The following is a 17,091-nucleotide window of genomic DNA, read 5'->3' on the forward strand; positions in this document are numbered from 1 at the left end:
GCCGGTATCATAGCGGCCGGCCTGCCGCCCCGGCCGGCTTCCGACAACACGCCATCCGGCATCCAGCAATCAGAGGCATCACATGACCAGTGCAACCCAATTCGACAACGTATCGGTCGTCAAGCGCGCGAACGTCTATTTCGACGGCAAGTGCGTGTCGCATACCGTGCTCTTCCCGGACGGCACGCGCAAGACGCTCGGCGTGATCCTGCCGTGCGCGCTCAACTTCGGCACGGACGCGCCCGAATTGATGGAAGTGCAGGCCGGCAAGTGCCGTGTGAAGCTCGACGGCAGCAGCGACTGGCAGACCTACGGCGCCGGCGAATCGTTCTCTGTGCCGGGCAAGAGCCGCTTCGACATCGAAGCGCTCGAGACGCTCGACTACGTCTGCAGCTACCTGTAAGCGCGCAAGCACGGTCGCGACGCGTGCGTGCGGCCCGTGCGCCCAAACAAAAAAGCCCCGCCTAGGCGGGGCTTGTCGCATGCGGACGGCGCAACGCCGTCCGGCGCGGGGCTTACAGGCAGGCGCTGATGTCGCCGGCGGCAGCTGCGTCGCCGCGCACGCCGACCCACGTCTTCGCGTTCGGCTTCGACGACGGGCGAACCATCGCGGCCACGCCGTTCGGCGGCTGCTGGCCCGGTGCGTAGACATCGGTCGCGAGGCCGTTCGCGAGCACGTTCTGCGAGATCACCTGCTGTTGCGACTTGTCGGCCCAGGTCTTGGCGATGCACGCCGAGACGTCCGGGGCGGCCTTCTGGCTTTGTCCCACGTTCTGCACGGCCGGATCGGCCGCGTGAGCAGAAATTGCCACGGTCAATGCGATGAGCGGTAAGTATTTCACGTTCACGTTTTATCTCCCTCGAGTCGTGATTGATTGAGTGGGATGCGCAGCAGAACTGCGTGCCTGTGAGATTGCATCGGACAAATGCGGTTCCGGCGATTCCGAAACAAGTTGTTAACGCGCTTGCCAAACGGCACTCCGGATGCAATGCGTTCTGTCGCGCGGCGGCATGCGTCGTGCGCGGTCCGTGTGGAGACGCGACAACGACGTCATGCGTCGTGAGGTCGGCTCGCTGCCCTGAGGTGTGGCGGATTGACGGCCGCGGCGTGCTGCATGTGTCTGCATGTCGCGCCGCGACGCTTCTTTATTGGATGACGATGTGGAACGGCTGAATGATGGCCCCGTCGCATGAGTACCATGATGACAAACTTTCGTCCGATCGATTGTCAACGAAGTTTAAACGCCGGACGCGGCGGCGCGCGCGGTGCGTATCAGCCGGCCTTGCGCATACCTGCGTCGCGCAGGTTGACGGGTACGACCGGACGGAAGCGTTCGCGCTTCTGTTCGTCGTCGAAGTGCTGGAGCGCGGGCTTGATCAAGTCGCTGCGCGACACGATGCCGATGATGCGCAGCGATTGCGGATCGTTGACGACCGGCAGGCGTTCAAGGCCGAGCATCGCGAGCCGCGATGCGACCACGCGGCACGTTTCGTGCGCCTGCGCGACGGCCGGCACATTCTCGGCGAACGCGTTCGCGAGCACCGCGCCGGGACCGGCCTGCGCGCGCTGCGCGTCGAGCGTCGCGCGATCGACGATGCCGAGCAGGCGGCCGTTCTGCACGACCGGGTATGCACGGTGTGTCTGCTTTACGCCGAAGTACTGCGACTCGACCGCGTCGAGCGTCATGGCCCCGTTGATCGCGACGAGCGCGTCGGCCGAGGTCATCACTTCGGCCACGTCATGGCGTTCGAGCGGATCGACGCCGTATTCGCGGTAGATGTGATACCCGCGGCGCGCGATCTTTTCCGTCATGATCGAACGCTTCATCACGACGGTCGCGAAGCCGTGCGCGACGAGCGTCGCGGCGAGCAGCGGCAGCAGTGCGTTCGCGTCGTGCGTGAGGCCGAACGCGAATACGATCGCGGTCAGCGGCGCGCCGAGCGTCGCGCCGAGCGTCGCGGCCATGCAGACGAGCGGCCAGAGCGCCGGATCGCCGCCGGGCAGCACCGGCGACAGCACGGTGCCGAGGCCGGCGCCGAGCATCAGCAGCGGGGCCAGCACGCCTCCCGACGTGCCGGAGCCGAGCGCGATTACCCACATCACGGCCTTCACGATCAGCAGCGCGAGCGCGATCTTCAGCGCGATATGCTGGTGCAGCAGGTCGCCGATCACGTCGTAGCCGACGCCGAGTGCGCGCGGCTCGAGCCAGCCGCCGATGCCGATCACGATCGCGCCGAGCGCCGGCCACCACATCCAGTGCACAGGCAGCTTTGCGAAGGCGTCCTCGACGCGGTACAGCGCGGCCGACAGGCCGCACGCGAGCATGCCCGACAGCAGGCCCGCGACGATGCACGACAGCAGAGCGACGGGCGTCGGCGATGCGGTGGCCAGCGGAAACAGCGGGCCGACACCGAAGAACACGGCGCGGGCGAAACCGGCCACCGCGCACGCGAGCGCGACCGGCAGGAAACTGCGCGGACGCCATTCGAACAGCAGCAGTTCGACCGCGAGCAGCACGGCGGCGACCGGCGTGCCGAACACGGCGGTCATGCCGGCGGCCGCGCCCGCGACGAGCAGCGTCTTGCGTTCGGCCGCGGTCACGTGCACGCATTGCGCGATCAGCGAGCCGAGCGCGCCGCCCGTCATGATAATCGGGCCCTCGGCACCGAACGGGCCGCCGCTTCCGATCACGACGCCGGACGACAGCGGCTTGAGGATCGCAACCTTCGGCGACATGCGGCTCTTGCCGAACAGGATCGCCTCGATCGCTTCGGGAATGCCGTGGCCGCGGATCTTCTCCGAACCGAAACGCGCCATCAACCCGACGATCAGCCCGCCGATCACCGGCACGACGATCACCCACGCGCCGAGCGTGTTGTGGGCGGGCGAGCGGTCGGCGAACGAGAACTGCTGGAAGAAGAACAGGTTCGTGAACAGGTGGATCAGGCTCAACAGCACGAACGCCGCCAGCGTGCTGAGCACGCCGATCCCGGCAGCCAGCAATGCTATTCTGGGCAGGCGTTCGTTGGTCGAGAAATCGCGTTTGTGTGGTGCGTTCATCGGAGCAGGGAAAGGTTGGTCAAGCCTGGGTCAATAATCGATCTGCGGAACCTGGAACGTGCCCTTGAGCGATTTCAGTTCCGTGCGGTGCATGGCCGCGAGGCGGGCGAGCAGCGTTTCGCCGGCTTCCTCGAGGTGGACCTCGACCTGCCGGCGGTCCGCTTCGCTCGTCTTGCGCTTCACGAGCCCGAGCGCCTCGCAGCGCGTCACCAGCGCGACGACGCCGTGATGCTGCGCCTGCAGGCGTTCGGCGAGTTCGCCGATGGTGGCCCATTCGCGATGCGGGTAGCCCTTGATGTGCAGCAGCAGCAGGTATTGCAGCGGCGTCACGCCTTCGCTTTGCGCGGCGCGTTCGGAGAAGCGCTCGAAGCGGCGCATCTGGTAGCGGAACTCGGACAGTTGCTGGAAATCGGCTTTGGTCAGGGAGCGTCGGGTATCGGTCATTGCGGTCGGTCGGGCAGGGGTTTCGGTAACGTGAAATATATCACAATATGATATAAATGGACGATTTTCAGCGGAATGGAGCACATTCCGTTGTTCGTCGGCGTTACGCGGCCTCGAGCATCCGCGTCTGCTGGTACAGGCCCGTGACGAGATCCGTCTGCGTAATGATGCCGACGAGCCGTCGCGATGCGTCGACGACCGGGATGTGGTGGTGGCCCGAATGTGTAAACAGCGGCACCAGTGCGGTGATCGGCATGGTCTGCGGCACGGACGCGACGTCGCGGGTCATCACTGTCGCGACGCTGGGTGGCTGGCCGCCGAACGACTGCGGCAGCCGCGCGGCCAGCTGCTGCCACAGCGGAGCGGGGCGGTGCAGCTGGCGCGTGAGGTCGGCGCGCGTGACGATGCCGATCAGGCGATCGTCGCCGTCCACGACGGGCAGTGCCTTCACGCGATGGCGGTCGAGCAGCGTCAGCGCCGCCGTCACCGACGTCGACGGGGCGACTTCGATCGCGTTCTTCGTCATCAGGTCGGCGCACGTGAGCTGGCTGAACGTGCGCGCATACGCTTGCATCTCGGTTTCGCGCAGCAGCATCTCGAGGTCGTCCGGATCGACGTCGAGCCATTCGCCGCGGCGCTTCAGCACGGCGTCGAGATCGGCGCGCGTGAAGCCGCCGCGTGCCGGCGCGGCGTTGGCGCCTTGCGGCTTCGCGTCGGGACGCACGCCGCCGTGCGGGTAGCGGTGGCCTGTCAGCGCGTGGTACACGAGCGCGGCCGACAGCAGGATCGCCGATTGCAGGGCGATCGGCTCGACCACGAAGCCGAAGCCGAGCGAGTGGATCGCGGAGCCGCCGAGCACGGCCGTCAGCGCGACCGCGCCCGACGGCGGGTGCACGCAGCGCAGGACGAACATGCCGCCGATCGCGAGGGCGACCGCAACCGCGGCGGCCGTGATCGGATCGGCGATCGACTGCGCGCATGCGACGCCGACGGTCGCCGCCACCAGATTGCCGCCGATGATCGACCACGGCTGCGCGAGCGGACTCGCGGGCACCGCGAACAGCAGCACCGCCGACGCCCCCATCGGCGCGACGAGCAGCGGCACGAGGCCCGGCACGCCGGGCAGCAGCCGCATCGTGACGCCGACCGTCGCGATGCCGACGAGCGCGCCCGTGCACGAGCGCATGCGCTCGCGCCAGCCGAGCGTCATCGGATGGGGAATGAAGCTGTGCAGCCATTGGCGGAATGTGCGGCGCGACGGGGAGGAGCCTGACGACATGGACGATAAGCGGTAAAAATGACGACGCGGATGACGCAGCGCAAGGAAGGCGCAGATTATATCGCATTGTGATATAAATTGTCGCGCTGCATCAAGACGTTGCAGGCGCGCGACGCGTCCGTCTTGCAAAAACCTTTCATCTGATGAAAGCTTGGCGACGCTGCAACCGCGCAAATTTGTCTGCGGCGGCGTACAATTCGGGCCACCGAATCCCCCGATATGCCCCAACCACGCACGCGATGCCCGCTCTCCCGCCCGTTCCCCGGCATGGCGATCGCTTGCGCATCGTTCGCGCGCACGCCCCGATTCCCGTCTGACGCGAGCGCCGCCGACGTTTTCCCACCGACACTCCCCAAGCCAATTCAATGGACATGCTCGAAAACATGCGCCTGTTCGTGCGCGTTGTCGAAGCCGGCAGTTTCACCGCGGTCGCCAAAGAAATCGATGCGACCACCGCGCAGGTATCGCGCGCGGTGTCGAATCTCGAAGCTCACGTACAGACGCGGCTGCTGCATCGCACGACGCGCCATCTCGGCCTCACCGAAAGCGGCGAACGCTACTTCGAGCGTGCGAAATCGATCCTCGCCGAATTCGACTACGCGAACGCCGAGGCGCGCAACGCGCTGCTGCGGCCGAGCGGCAAGATGCGCATCCATGCGATGACGGGGCTCGGGCAGAGTCATGTCGTATCGTCGATCGTGCGCTACCAGGAAGACAACCCGGACGTTTCGATCGAGCTGACGCTCGCGCAGCGGATGCCGAACCTCGTCGAGGAAGGCTACGACGTGTCGATCGTGACCGCTTCGCAGCTGCCCGATTCCGGCTACGTCGCGCAGACTTGCGGAACGAGTTGCAGCGTGCTGGTGGCATCGCGCGAATACCTGGCGCGGCATGGCACGCCGACGACGCCCGATGATCTGCCGAACCACGTGTGCCTGCGCCTCGATACGCCCGCATCGCCGGCCAGTGAGTGGCGGCTCGAGCGTGGCGACGACGAGGATACGGTGTACGAGCTGCAGCCGGCACCGTTCCAGGTCAACGTACCGGATGCGCTGTGCGTCGCCGTGCGGGCCGGGCGCGGCATCGCGTGCGTCGCGCTGTACACCGTGCTCGACGACATCCGCGAAGGGCGGCTGATTCGCGTGCTGCCCGATTACCGGCTGCAGACGGTCAGCGTGTATGCCGTCTATGCGACACGCCGCTATCTCGACGCGAAGATCCGCACCTTCCTCGACCACCTGCGCACGACGCTCACGCCCGCGCTGGAGAACGATCTGCGCGAACTCGACCGGCTCGCGGTCGAGCCGGCGCCGGGCAGCCGCCAGCGCGCGTGATGCTGTCGCCGTTCGCTCGCCCGGCGGCGCCGGGCGTCATGCGTGCGGCGTGACCCGAATCCGTTCGAAGCGGCCGGCGAGCCACGCGTAGGCGGCGATGCCGATCAGCCCGTGTGCTGCGACGAACCACAGCGCGCCCGCGAACGAGCCCGTGTGCGCGACGAAATAGCCGATCGCGAGCGGCGTGACGATCCCCGCGATGTTGCCGAGGCCGTTGAACACGCCACCGCTCAGGCCGACCATGCCTTCCGGCGCGGTATCGGCAAGCACGGCCCAGCCGACCGCCGCGAGGCCCTTGCCGAAGAACGCGATCGTCATCAGCGCGATCACGACGGTGTTCGACGACGCGCCGTTCGCGAGCACGAGCAGCGTCGCCATCGCCATCCCCGCGACGAACGGCGTCTTGCGTGCGCGTGACGGATGCACGCCGCGCCGGATCAGCCAGTCCGACAGCACGCCGCCGAGCACACCGCCGGTGAAGCCGCAGAGCGCCGGCAGCGCGGCGACCCAGCCGGCCTCCATGATCGTCATTCCGCGTCCCTTGATCAGGTAGATCGGGAACCACGTGATGAAGAAATAGGTGAGCGCCGTGATGGCGTACTGGCCGACATAGATCGCCCACAGGTTCCGGTGGCGGAACAGCTGCGATGCGTCGCGCCACGATACGCGCTGCCGGTGCCTAACGCGGTTCGCCTCGAGATCGACGAGCGCGCCGCGTTGGCGCAGGTCGTCGCGCTCGGCGTCGCTCACGCGCGGATGGCGGTGCGGCTCGCGATACCACGCGAACCAGAGCGCCGACAGCGCGACGCCGAGCATCCCCATCCACAGGAACACGTGTTCCCAGCCGAGCGCGTGCGTCAGCCACGCCATCGCGGGCGCGAACAGCACGACGGCCATGTACTGCGCGGAATTGAACAGTGCCGATGCGGTGCCGCGCTCGGCAGTCGGGAACCAGCACGCGACGATCCGCGAATTGGCCGGGAACGCTGGCGATTCGACCAGGCCGAGCATGAAGCGCATCGCGAACAGCGCGAACGTCGCGGCGGCCCCCTGCACGGCAAACCAGCCGACCGTGCCCTGCAGCATCGTGAAGACCGACCACAGCAGCAGGCTCAGGCCGTACACGCGGCGCGCGCCGAAGCGGTCGAGCAGCCAGCCGCCCGGAATCTGGCCGATCGCATAGGCCCACGCGAACGCGGAAAAGACGATACCGAGCTGCACGGGCGTCAGCCCGAGGTCGTGCGCGACGCCGGTGCCGGCGATGGACATCGTCGCGCGATCCGCATAGTTGACGACGGTGACGGCGAAGATCAGCGCGAGGACCGTGTAACGGACGCGGCCGATCGTGCGCGACGCGGTGGATGAAGCGGGCGACGCGGCGACGGCGGCGCTGCCGCTGGATCGATTGGGCATGCGAGTCTCCTGGCCTTCGTCGTGCGAAGGTGATTGGTTTGGTGTCGTGGTCGGGGAAAGCGGGCGGCGCTCAGTTCGTGACGCTGGTCGGCGGGCGCTGGCCCGCGAAGCACGCGGCGAGGTTGGCGAGCACGATCCGGCCCATGGCGTCGCGCGTCTCGTGCGTGGCGCTCGCGCGGTGCGGCTGTACGACGACGCGTTCGAGTTCGAGCAGCGCGGCCGGCACGCGCGGTTCGTCCGCGAACACGTCGAGGCCCGCGCCGGCGATCGTGCCGTCCGCGAGCGCGCGCACGAGCGCGGCTTCGTCGACGAGCTTGCCGCGCGCGACATTGATCAGGAATCCTTGGTGGCCAAGCGCGGCGAGCACGTCGGCCGTCACGAGCACGTTGCCGTGATCGGCGGATGCCGCGAGCACGAGCACGTCGCTGTCGCGCGCGAGCGCGACCAGGTCGGGCACGTAGCGGTAGCCGCTATCGCGATGTTCGCGCGGCCCGAAGTAGCTGACCGGCATCCGGAACGCCTGCGCGCGCTGCGCGATCGCGCGTCCGACGCGGCCGAGGCCGACGATGCCGAGCCGCTTGCCCGTCACCTGCGTCGCGAGCGGCTGCGCAGCCTTGCCCCAGCGGCCGGCGCGCACGATGCGCTCGCCGGCGCCGAGGTCGCGCAGCGTCATCAGGATCAGCCCCATCGCCATGTCGGCGACGTCATCGGTCAGCACGTCGGGTGTCGTCGTCACGTGAATGCCGCGTGCGCGGGCGCGGTCGAGATCGACTGCGTCGGTGCCGATGCCGTTGATCGCGACGATTTCGAGCGCGCTCAGCCGGTCCATCAACGCGGCGGACAACCCGTTCGCGCCTCCCGTGACGACGCCGCGGATGCGCGACGCGACGCGGTCGAGCAGCGCGTCCGGCTGGTCGGCAGCGTACAGGCGATGCACCGCGTAGCGGGCGGACAGTTCGGCGTCGATGGTGTCGGGAAGCGGCTGGGTGAGCAGGATGTCGATGGTCATGAAGGTCTCGGTCGTCGTGCGCGGCACGGGCCGCGCATCAGGTGCAACCGAGTATAGGAACCGTATCGATATCGGTCTAACATCAAGAGACTATTGATTGATTCACGATTTGAATGATTGAACTGAACCAGCTTCGTTGCTTCGTCGCCGTGGCCGAGGAACTGCATTTCGGCCGTGCGGCCAAGCGGCTCTTCATGACGCAGCCGCCGCTCAGCAGGCAGATCCAGTTGCTCGAACATGCGCTCGGCATCGCGCTGCTCGAACGCAGCAGTCGGCAGGTCAGGCTGACCGCGGCCGGCGAGCGCTTCCTGCGCGATGCGCGGCACATCCTCGAGTTTTCCGCGCGGGCCGAGCAGGCTGCGCAGCGCGTCGCGCACGGCGGGGCTGGCCGCATCACGCTCGGCTTCACGGCCGTCAGCGCGTACCGAATGATTCCGGCGCTGCTCGCGCATGCGGCGCACGCGCTGCCGGACGTCGACGTCGAACTGCGCGAAATGGTGTCGACCGTGCAGATCGACGCGCTCGCGTCGCGCATGCTCGATGCGGGCTTCGTGCGCCAGCGCGCGGCGCGCCATCCGCTCGAATACCGGCTCGTGCAGCGTGAGCCGATGCTCGTCGCGGTCGCGCAGGGCACGCCGCTGGCGGCGTACGAGCGGATCGGCCCGGACGAACTGGACCGGCAGCCGTTCATCGCGTATTCGCCGAACGAGGGCAAGTACTTCCACGACATGATCTCGGGGATGTTCGCCAGCGCGGGGCGCTTGCCGAACTACCTGCATTACGTCGGGCAGACGCATACGATCCTCGGCCTGGTGCGCGCCGGGCTGGGTGCCGCGCTGGTGCCGGCTTCGGCGCGCGAGCTGCATGTCGACGGTGTGGTGTTCCGGCCGCTCGCGGGCGTCGACGTGGCCGCAGAGCTGTATCTCGCGTGGCGCGCGGACAACGACAATCCGGCGCTGCCGCTGTTCAACGCGATGGTCGGGCAGTTTCTGACGGAAGGGGCGGACGGCGTCGTCGTTTAGAAAAAGTCAGTTGTCTGACGATATCCGCCGGCACGCCTGACGCACGCCAGGGGCCCGAGAGACCGTAATGCGCCGGCTACGTGTGACGCTCCGGCCCGAAATCGCCACCAGCAATCCCGGTTTTTTCATGCCCATCACGGGAAAACCCGCATTTCGCCCTCATCGGTCGTCGTATTACTGTATCGATACACTAAATCGATACAGCCGCGTCGGAAGACGCGATTGAAAAGGAGACGGCCATGAGTACCTTCACCCGGCGGCGCTTTCTGCAAACGGCGTCCGCCGCCACGCTCGCGGTCGCGGGCGGCTTGCCGGAAATCGGCCGCGCGGCGCAGACCGTGACGCTGCGCTGCTCGTCGTCGATGCCGGCCGACCAGAACGCCGCGCACTACGTGTGGTACGAGCGCCTCGCGGCGAACCTGAAGGCGAGCGTCGGCGACGCGATTCGGGTCGACTACTTTCCGAACAGCCAGCTCGGCAAGGAGAGCGACGTCGCGCAGCAGGTGAAGATCGGCGCGATCGACATGATGATCGCGGGCTCGTCGATCTGGGCCACGGTCGCGCCGGAGCTCGGCATGCTCGATCTCGGCTACCTGTTCGATAGTTATGCGCACGTCGCGAAGGTGCTCGACGGCCAGGTCGGCACCAGCCTGAACGCGCTGCTGCAAAAGCGCGCGGGCTGCTCCGTGCTGACCTGGGGCTCGCACTTCGGCGGGCGCTGTGTGTTCACGAAGCAGCCGGTGACTGCGCTGCAGGGCGTGAAGGGCACGAAGCTGCGCGTGTTGCCGACGCCGGCATTCATGGACACCTTCAGGGTGATGGGCGCGGTGCCGACGCCGATTCCGTTCGGCGAGCTCTACATGGCCGTGCAGACGGGCGTCGTCGACGGGCTCGAGCACGATCCGGCCACCGTGCTCGCGAGCCGCTTCGACGAGGTCGTCAAGTCTTGCTGGCAATCGCACCACGTGTTCGCGGCGATGACCGTCGTGATGGGGCGGCGCGCGCTCGAGCGGATTCCGGCAAACCTGCGCCCGGCGTTCGACCGCGCGGTGGCCGACGCGACCGCGCAGCAGCGCGCGATCGCGACGCAGAAGGCCGTGCAGGCGGAGGCAGCGCTGAAGCAGCACGGGATGACGTTTCATCCGATGGCGGATGCCGAGCGCACGGCGCTGCGGCAGGCGATGCACGACCGCCTCTACATGGCATTCGCGAAGCAGTATCCGGCGACCGCGCCGCTGTTTCCGGCGATTGCCGCCGCGCGGGGTTGAGCGATGGATACAGGTTCCGTTTCGAGCGTCGCGCCGGCCGTCGACCCAGGGCGCCCCGTGCGCGCCGCCCGCGCGCTGGATGCGGCGATGCGCTGGATCGAATACGTGTCGGCCGCCGTGCTGGCCGTCGACGTGCTGGTCGTGTTCGTGTCGGTCGTCTTCCGCTATTTCCTGCACGATCCGGTCGACTGGGCCGAGGAGGTCGCGAGCGCGCTGATGATCGTGCTGGTGTTCTTCGGCGCGGCGACGGTGCTCGGCCGCAGTCAGCACGTCGGCATCGACCTGTTCCGCGGCTGGCTGCCGGCACGCTGGCAGGGCGCGCTCGTGCAGATCGGGCACTGGATCGTCGCGGCGGTGTCGCTGAACCTGCTGGCGTCGTCGTGGCAGTTGCTCGGCGACTCGTACGATCAGTTGACGACCGGCGGCCTGCCGGGATGGATCAACGTGTATCCGATGATGTTCGGCGCGCTGTTCATGAGTGTGTTCGCGCTCGCGAACGCACTGAACGCGCCGCGCCGTCGCGTGCTCGGCACGCTTGCGTGCTGCGCCGTGCTCGCAGGCGCCGTGTACGGCTGGAACGCGCTGCGGCCCGAGCACGCGATCGCGCCGGGGGCGCTGCTGATCGCCGGCTTCGTCGGCGGGCTCGTGCTGGGCGTGCCGATCGGCTTCGTGCTCGCGTTCTCGGTGCTGCTTTACTTCCTCGCCGATCCGACGCTGCCGTTGCTCGTCTACTCGCAGCAGGTGATGGCAGGTGCCGATCACTTCGTGCTGCTCGCCGTGCCGTTCTTCGTGCTGGCCGGCTTGCTGATGGAGTCGAACGGGATGTCCGCGCGGCTCGTCGAGTTGTTGCTGCGGATCTTCGGGCGCGTGCGCGGCGGGCTCGGGCTGATCGTGATCTTCGCGACGGCGTGCTTTTCCGGCGTGTCGGGTTCGAAGCTGGCCGATATCGCGGCGGTGGGCGGCGTCGTGATGCCGGCCGTGCGCCGCGCGCGGCAGGATCCCGACGAAACCGCGGCGCTGCTTGCGTGCAGCGCGGTGATGGCGGAGACGATTCCGCCGTGCGTGAACATGATCATCATGGGCTTCGTCGCGAACATCTCGATCGCGGGGCTGTTCGTCGCGGGGATCGTGCCGGCGGCCGTGCTCGCCGCGTCGCTGGCGGTCGTGACCGTGATCTGCGGACGCCGGATCGACATCGACGCGGTGTTCGTCGAACGCCGCGCGTGGCTGCCGCTCGCGGGCGGCGCGCTCGTCGCGCTGATCATGGTCGCGATGATCGGCAAGGGCGTGACGTCGGGCATCGCGACGTCGACGGAAGTGTCGGCGTTCGCGGTGGTCTATGCGCTGGTGGTCGGCTGGGCGGCGTTCCGCGAACTGACCTGGCGCTCGGTCGGCCGCGTGTTCGTGCGTGCGGCGTCGATGGCGAGCGGTATCCTGTTCATCGTCGCGGCGGCATCGAGCGTGTCGTTCGCGTTGTCGATCGAGCAGATTCCCGCGCTCGTCTCGGGCACAATGACAGCGTTTGCCCATCAGTACGGCTCGACGGCGTTCCTGTTGCTGGCGGCGCTGCTGATGATCGTGTTCGGCGCCGTGCTCGAAGGCGCGCCCGCGCTGATCATCTTCGGGCCGCTGCTCGCGCCGATCGCGCTGCAGCTCGGCATCAACCCGCTGCATTTCGGTACGGTCGTGGTGGTGGCGATGGGGCTCGGATTGTTCGCGCCGCCCGTCGGGCTCGGGCTGTTCACGACCTGCGCGATCACGGGGACCGAGGTCGCACGCGTGGCGCGGCCGATGGTGAAATACCTGCTGGTGCTGCTGGTCGCCCTCGTGGCGCTGATCTTCGCACCGGCGTTTTCGTTGTGGCTGCCGGCCCGTTTCGGCCTGTAGCCCGTTCATTGCAAGACGACATGAGTACGATTCAGGACGTGGCCCGTCATGCGGCCGTTTCGGTCAGCACGGTTTCGAACGTGCTCAACGGCCGCACCGATCAGATGAAGCCGGAGACGCTCGAACGCGTGAAGGCGTCGATGGATGCGCTGCAGTACCGGCCGAGCACGCTGGCGCGCCAGCTCAAGACGGGACAGACGCCGCTCGTCGGGCTGCTGGTGCCGTCGATGGCGAATCCGATGTACGGCTACATCGCGCGCGAGATCGAGGCTTGCGCGCAGGAGCAGTATGGCCATCGCGTGCTGATCGGCAACACGTACCGCGACGCGGGCAAGGAGGCGTCGTTCTTCGACGACCTGTTCGCGCACGGCGTGCGGCGCGTGATCGTGATCTCGTCGCTTGCCGACGAAAGCCACCTCGAACGTGCGGCCGAACGCGGGATGACGGTCGTCAGCTACGACCGCCGCGCAACGCCCGGCGCACAATCGAAGGTCGATCACGTGACGGCCGACAACGAGGCGGCCGCGCGGCTCGCGACCGACTGCCTCGTCGCCGCGGGCCATACGCGGCTCGCATTCGCGACGGTGGCCGGCGTCACCGTGAGCCGCAGCGACAAGATTCGCGGCTTTCTCGCGGCAGCGCGCGACGCGGGCGCCGATGCGCAAGTGCTCGATGGCGGTCCGGCGAACGAATACGGCGACGCCGTGATCGTCGAGGTCGGGCGTGCGCTCGGCGCCGCGCTCGCGGCCGATCCTGCGCGGCCGACCGGCATCGTCGCGGTCAACGACCTGTTCGCGCTGGGCCTGATGGCCGGGCTGCGCGACGGCGGATTGCGCGTGCCGGACGATGTGTCGGTCGTCGGGATGGATGGCCACTTCCTGTCGGCGATCTCGTGGCCGGCGCTGACCACGGTGCAGCTGCCCGTCACGGACATGGCCGCGGAGATGGTGCGGCGCGTGATGCGGCACGACGGCGACCTGTCGGAGCCCGGGCAGTGCGTGTTCCCGGGCGTCACGCTCATCGAGCGCGCATCGGTCGCGCCGCCGCCGCCGCATGCGGTCGAATCGAACGGAGCCCCCGCATGACGCGCGTCTACGTGACCCATCCGTCCGGGATGCTCGATTACTACTTCGGTGCGAAGGCGCTGCGCGCGCTGCAGGCGTTCGCGGACGTCACGTGCAATCCGCTCGACCGTGAGCTCGGCACGGACGAGCTGATCGCCGCCGCCCAAGGATGCGATGCGATGATCGCGTACCGGCAGACGCCGGCGCCGCGCGCGCTGTTCGCGGAGCTGCCGGCGCTCGCCGCGTTCCTGCGCTGCGCGGTCGACATTCGTACCGTCGACGTCGACGCGGCGAGCGAATTCGGCGTGCTGGTCACGCAGGCGAGCCCCGGTTTCGGGCCGGCCGTCGCGGAGTGGGTGATCGGCGCGATGATCGACCTCGCGCGCGGGATCGGCGCCTATGCCGCTACGTACCACCGCGGCACGCCGCCGCTGCCGCGGATGGGCCGCGAATTGCGCGGCAGCACGCTGGGCGTGGTCGGCTATGGACAGATCGCGCGCCATCTCGCGCCGATCGCGACGGCGTTCGGGATGCGCGTGCTCGTGTGCGATCCGTACGTGCGGGTCGACACGCCGTCGATCGAACAGGTCGACCGCACGACCTTGCTGCGCGATGCGGACTACGTCGTGTGCCTCGCGCCGGCGACGCCCGCCACCGCGAACCTGTTCGACGCGGGCGCGTTCGCCGCGATGAAGCCGGGCGCGTGCTTCATCAATGCGTCGCGCGGCGAGCTCGTCGACGAGCAGGCGCTGGCCGACGCGCTCGACGGCGGCAGGCTGGCCGGTTGCGCGCTCGATGTCGGCCGGGCGACGGACCAGATGCCCACGCCCGAGCTCGCCGCGCATCCGCGCGTGATCGCCACGCCGCATATCGGCGGACTGACGCGGCCGGCGGTCGAGCACCAGGCAATGGAGACGGTCGAACAACTCGCCGCGCTGCTTGACGCACGCGTGCCGAACGGAGCGGTCAACGCCGCGCACGCGACGCGGCTCGCACGCTGGCGCTCGGTCGACGCATCCGCCGCGCCGGGCGCGCGATGACGCACGACCTGGCCGGTACACGGCCGTCGCCCGCATGCGATTGCCATATTCACATTTACGACGATGCGTATCCGCTCGCGCCGACGGCGACGTTCCGCCCGCCGCATGCGCCGGTGGACGCGTATCGCCGCGTGCAACGCGCGCTTGGCCTCGCGCGCGTGGTCGTCGTGCAGCCGACCGGTTATGGGTTCGACAACCGCTGCACGCTCGATGCGCTGGCCGCGCTCGGCCCGCAGGCGCGTGGCGTCGCGACGTTGCCGGTCGACGTGCCGGACGCTGAGCTCGAACGGCTGCACGCGGGAGGCATCCGCGGTGTGCGGTTCATGACGCTGTCGGGCGGCGTCGCGCGATGGGACGAGCTCGAGCGGATGGCCACGCGAATCGCGCCGCTCGGCTGGCACATCGACCTGCAGCTCGATGGCCGGACGCTGCCCGACGTCGAGGCGATGCTGACGTCCTTGCCGGCGCGTGTCGTCATCGATCACACGGGCAAGTTCCTGACGCCGGTGGCTCCGAGTGCGCCGGCGTTCGTCGCATTGCGGCGCCTGCTGGATCGCGGCCACGTTTGGGTGAAGCTGTCCGCGCCTTACGAGACTTCACGATCCGGTGCGCCCGGTTACGACGACGTCGCACGCCTTGCCGCCGTGCTCGCGCGCGAACATTCGGCGCGCTGCGTGTGGGGCAGCAACTGGCCGCATCCGAACGCGTCGCCGGTACCCGACGATGCGCACCTGCTCGGCTGGTTGCACGCCTGCGCGGCGGACGAGGCGGTCGGCCGCGCGATACTCGTCGACAATCCCGCGGTGCTGTACGGGTTCGATGCGGACACCTCGATCGGCGCCGCGACGTAAGATCCTGTCGGCCGGCCGCGGGCCGCGCTTCGATGCAAATCCATCCCGACCGCGCGCGATGCGTCGCGGCGTCGGCAACATCCTTACTGTTCGGAAAGCTGACGCGCCGCGCACGCTTTCGATCGCGAAAAGGCAACGCGCCGCCGTGCCGACCGCTTGACGCTGCATGCCGGTCGGCGCAGGATACGTGCGTGCATTTGGAGCGGGGCGCGCTGGCCGCGCGTTCCCGCATCAGCGACGCGCACAAGAACAACGATGAGCCTTCACGCACTCGTACCGGAATCCCGGCGCCGCAGCCGCCGACCCGCCACGATTTTCCCGACGCCCGTCGCGTCACGTATCCGTCATCCCGTTTCGTACCGTGCATCGGTACACTTTCCCGTCCGCGCGCTGGCCGCGACGATGAGCCGTGCCGATCGGCGCCGGCGCGTCGCGCGCCAGCCCGTCGCGCCCGAATACCGTATCGCGCATGACGCTTACACCGGCGTGTCGTGACGCCGCCGCCGCGCGTCCACGCATCGTGCCGTCAACCCTCCCGCGCGCGCGGCGGCACCGGAGTCCGAAGCATTTCGATTGAGCATGACGCATGCTTACGCACGCAGTTCAGTTCGAGGTTCAAGGAGAAAAACTCATGTCGCAGCTTTCGAATGAAGCAAACGGCAGTTCGGGGAGTGGCAAGGCAAAGCTGATCAAATGGGCGATCATCATCGCCGGCGTCGCGATCGCGGCACCGGCCGCGCTGTTCGTCCTGAAGGGGATGATCGCGCTGATCACGGCGGCCGTGATCGGCCTCGGGGCGATCTATCTCGCGCCTGTCGTCGCGATGAAGTTCGCGAACCAGAAGGTGAAGATGATCGTCGAGGAAGCGCAGTCGAATCCGATCGAGACGCTCATCAACCAGCTCGCGGAAAAGCGCCAGGCGGCGCAGAAATTCGCGGACAGCATCACCGCTTTCCGCACCGAAGTGAAGAACTTCGAAAACAAGACCGAGCTGTTCGAGAAGCAGTATCCGGACGACGCGCCACGCTTTCGCGCGCAGCTCGACACGATGAAGCAACTGCTTGCGTTTCGCGAAAGCCGCTACAAGCAGGTGCAGGCGGAACTGAAGAATTTCGCCTCCGCGATCGACCGCGCGAAGGCGATGTGGGACATGTCGCAGGCGGCCCAGCACATGAACAAGCTCGCGGGCCGGCAGACGGCCGATACGTTCGAGCAGATCAAGACCGACGTGGCCGTTGATTCGGTGATGCGCTCGGTGAACAAGGCATTTTCCGAAATGGAGACGTCGCTGCTGGACAATCCCGAGGTCAAGCAGGCGCAACAGCAGGCGGTGATGAACGGCACGCCCGTGCCCGGCCCCGACGCGGCACAGGCCGCTGCATTGCCGTCGAAACAACAATAACTTCCCGCAGGCACGCA

At 67.9% G+C, this 17,091-nt stretch carries 15 protein-coding genes; 9 read left to right on the forward strand and 6 right to left on the reverse strand.

The window, feature by feature from the left end; translation table 11 throughout:
* Nucleotides 1-82: 82 nt before the first annotated feature.
* Complete coding sequence (gene ppnP / locus WS66_RS05095; RefSeq protein WP_059607244.1) at nt 83-403, forward strand: pyrimidine/purine nucleoside phosphorylase; 321 nt, start codon at nt 83-85, stop codon at nt 401-403.
* Between the two features lie 112 nt (nt 404-515).
* Here ppnP and WS66_RS05100 read toward each other — a convergent pair whose 3' ends face one another.
* The 4 genes from WS66_RS05100 to WS66_RS05115 all read right to left on the reverse strand — a co-directional run bounded on the left by WS66_RS05100 (nt 516) and on the right by WS66_RS05115 (nt 4,784).
* Entirely contained in the window at nt 516-848 is a 333-nt protein-coding gene (locus WS66_RS05100; RefSeq protein WP_179955248.1) for a hypothetical protein, read from the reverse strand.
* A gap of 425 nt (nt 849-1,273) precedes the next feature.
* Nucleotides 1,274-3,061: a chloride channel protein gene (locus WS66_RS05105; protein WP_059607246.1), complete on the reverse strand. Its 1,788-nt coding sequence runs from the start codon at nt 3,059-3,061 to the stop codon at nt 1,274-1,276.
* A 30-nt stretch (nt 3,062-3,091) separates the two neighbouring features.
* Nucleotides 3,092-3,505, reverse strand: a complete 414-nt coding sequence (locus WS66_RS05110) for a MarR family winged helix-turn-helix transcriptional regulator (RefSeq protein WP_059607248.1) — start codon at nt 3,503-3,505, stop codon at nt 3,092-3,094.
* A gap of 103 nt (nt 3,506-3,608) precedes the next feature.
* The gene (locus tag WS66_RS05115; RefSeq protein ID WP_059607250.1) at nt 3,609-4,784 is read right to left on the reverse strand and encodes an HPP family protein; all 1,176 of its coding nucleotides are present in this window, start codon (nt 4,782-4,784) and stop codon (nt 3,609-3,611) included.
* A gap of 365 nt (nt 4,785-5,149) precedes the next feature.
* Between WS66_RS05115 and WS66_RS05120 the strand changes: the two genes are divergently transcribed.
* Complete coding sequence (locus tag WS66_RS05120; protein ID WP_059607251.1) at nt 5,150-6,118, forward strand: LysR family transcriptional regulator; 969 nt, start codon at nt 5,150-5,152, stop codon at nt 6,116-6,118.
* Between the two features lie 36 nt (nt 6,119-6,154).
* On the opposite strand, the gene WS66_RS05125 is transcribed toward WS66_RS05120, so the two are convergent.
* Together WS66_RS05125 and WS66_RS05130 are read right to left on the reverse strand one after the other, a co-directional pair.
* Nucleotides 6,155-7,531: an MFS transporter gene (locus WS66_RS05125; RefSeq protein WP_059607253.1), complete on the reverse strand. Its 1,377-nt coding sequence runs from the start codon at nt 7,529-7,531 to the stop codon at nt 6,155-6,157.
* Nucleotides 7,532-7,601: 70 nt separating this feature from the next.
* Complete coding sequence (locus WS66_RS05130; protein ID WP_059607324.1) at nt 7,602-8,540, reverse strand: 2-hydroxyacid dehydrogenase; 939 nt, start codon at nt 8,538-8,540, stop codon at nt 7,602-7,604.
* A 113-nt stretch (nt 8,541-8,653) separates the two neighbouring features.
* Between WS66_RS05130 and WS66_RS05135 the strand changes: the two genes are divergently transcribed.
* The 7 genes from WS66_RS05135 (at nt 8,654) to WS66_RS05165 (ending at nt 17,074) form a co-directional block, all read left to right on the forward strand.
* On the forward strand, nt 8,654-9,562 hold the full coding sequence (locus tag WS66_RS05135; protein ID WP_059607255.1) for a LysR substrate-binding domain-containing protein: 909 nt from the start codon (nt 8,654-8,656) through the stop codon (nt 9,560-9,562).
* A gap of 239 nt (nt 9,563-9,801) precedes the next feature.
* Nucleotides 9,802-10,830: a TRAP transporter substrate-binding protein gene (locus tag WS66_RS05140; RefSeq protein WP_059607258.1), complete on the forward strand. Its 1,029-nt coding sequence runs from the start codon at nt 9,802-9,804 to the stop codon at nt 10,828-10,830.
* A 3-nt stretch (nt 10,831-10,833) separates the two neighbouring features.
* A complete protein-coding gene (locus WS66_RS05145; protein WP_059607260.1) occupies nt 10,834-12,717 on the forward strand; it encodes a TRAP transporter large permease in 1,884 nt (627 codons plus the stop codon).
* Nucleotides 12,718-12,725: 8 nt separating this feature from the next.
* Nucleotides 12,726-13,802, forward strand: a complete 1,077-nt coding sequence (locus WS66_RS05150; protein WP_059607262.1) for a LacI family DNA-binding transcriptional regulator — start codon at nt 12,726-12,728, stop codon at nt 13,800-13,802.
* Nucleotides 13,799-14,821, forward strand: coding sequence for an NAD(P)-dependent oxidoreductase (locus WS66_RS05155; protein ID WP_059607264.1), 1,023 nt, complete (start codon nt 13,799-13,801; stop codon nt 14,819-14,821). Before WS66_RS05150 ends, WS66_RS05155 begins: the two co-directional genes overlap by 4 nt.
* Complete coding sequence (locus WS66_RS05160) at nt 14,818-15,672, forward strand: amidohydrolase family protein (RefSeq protein ID WP_059607266.1); 855 nt, start codon at nt 14,818-14,820, stop codon at nt 15,670-15,672. Before WS66_RS05155 ends, WS66_RS05160 begins: the two co-directional genes overlap by 4 nt.
* A 631-nt stretch (nt 15,673-16,303) precedes the next feature.
* Nucleotides 16,304-17,074, forward strand: a complete 771-nt coding sequence (locus tag WS66_RS05165) for a hypothetical protein (RefSeq protein ID WP_059607268.1) — start codon at nt 16,304-16,306, stop codon at nt 17,072-17,074.
* Nucleotides 17,075-17,091: the final 17 nt, after the last annotated feature.

The sequence above is a fragment of the Burkholderia sp. LA-2-3-30-S1-D2 genome (assembly GCF_001523915.2).
Lineage (GTDB): Bacteria > Pseudomonadota > Gammaproteobacteria > Burkholderiales > Burkholderiaceae > Burkholderia > Burkholderia diffusa.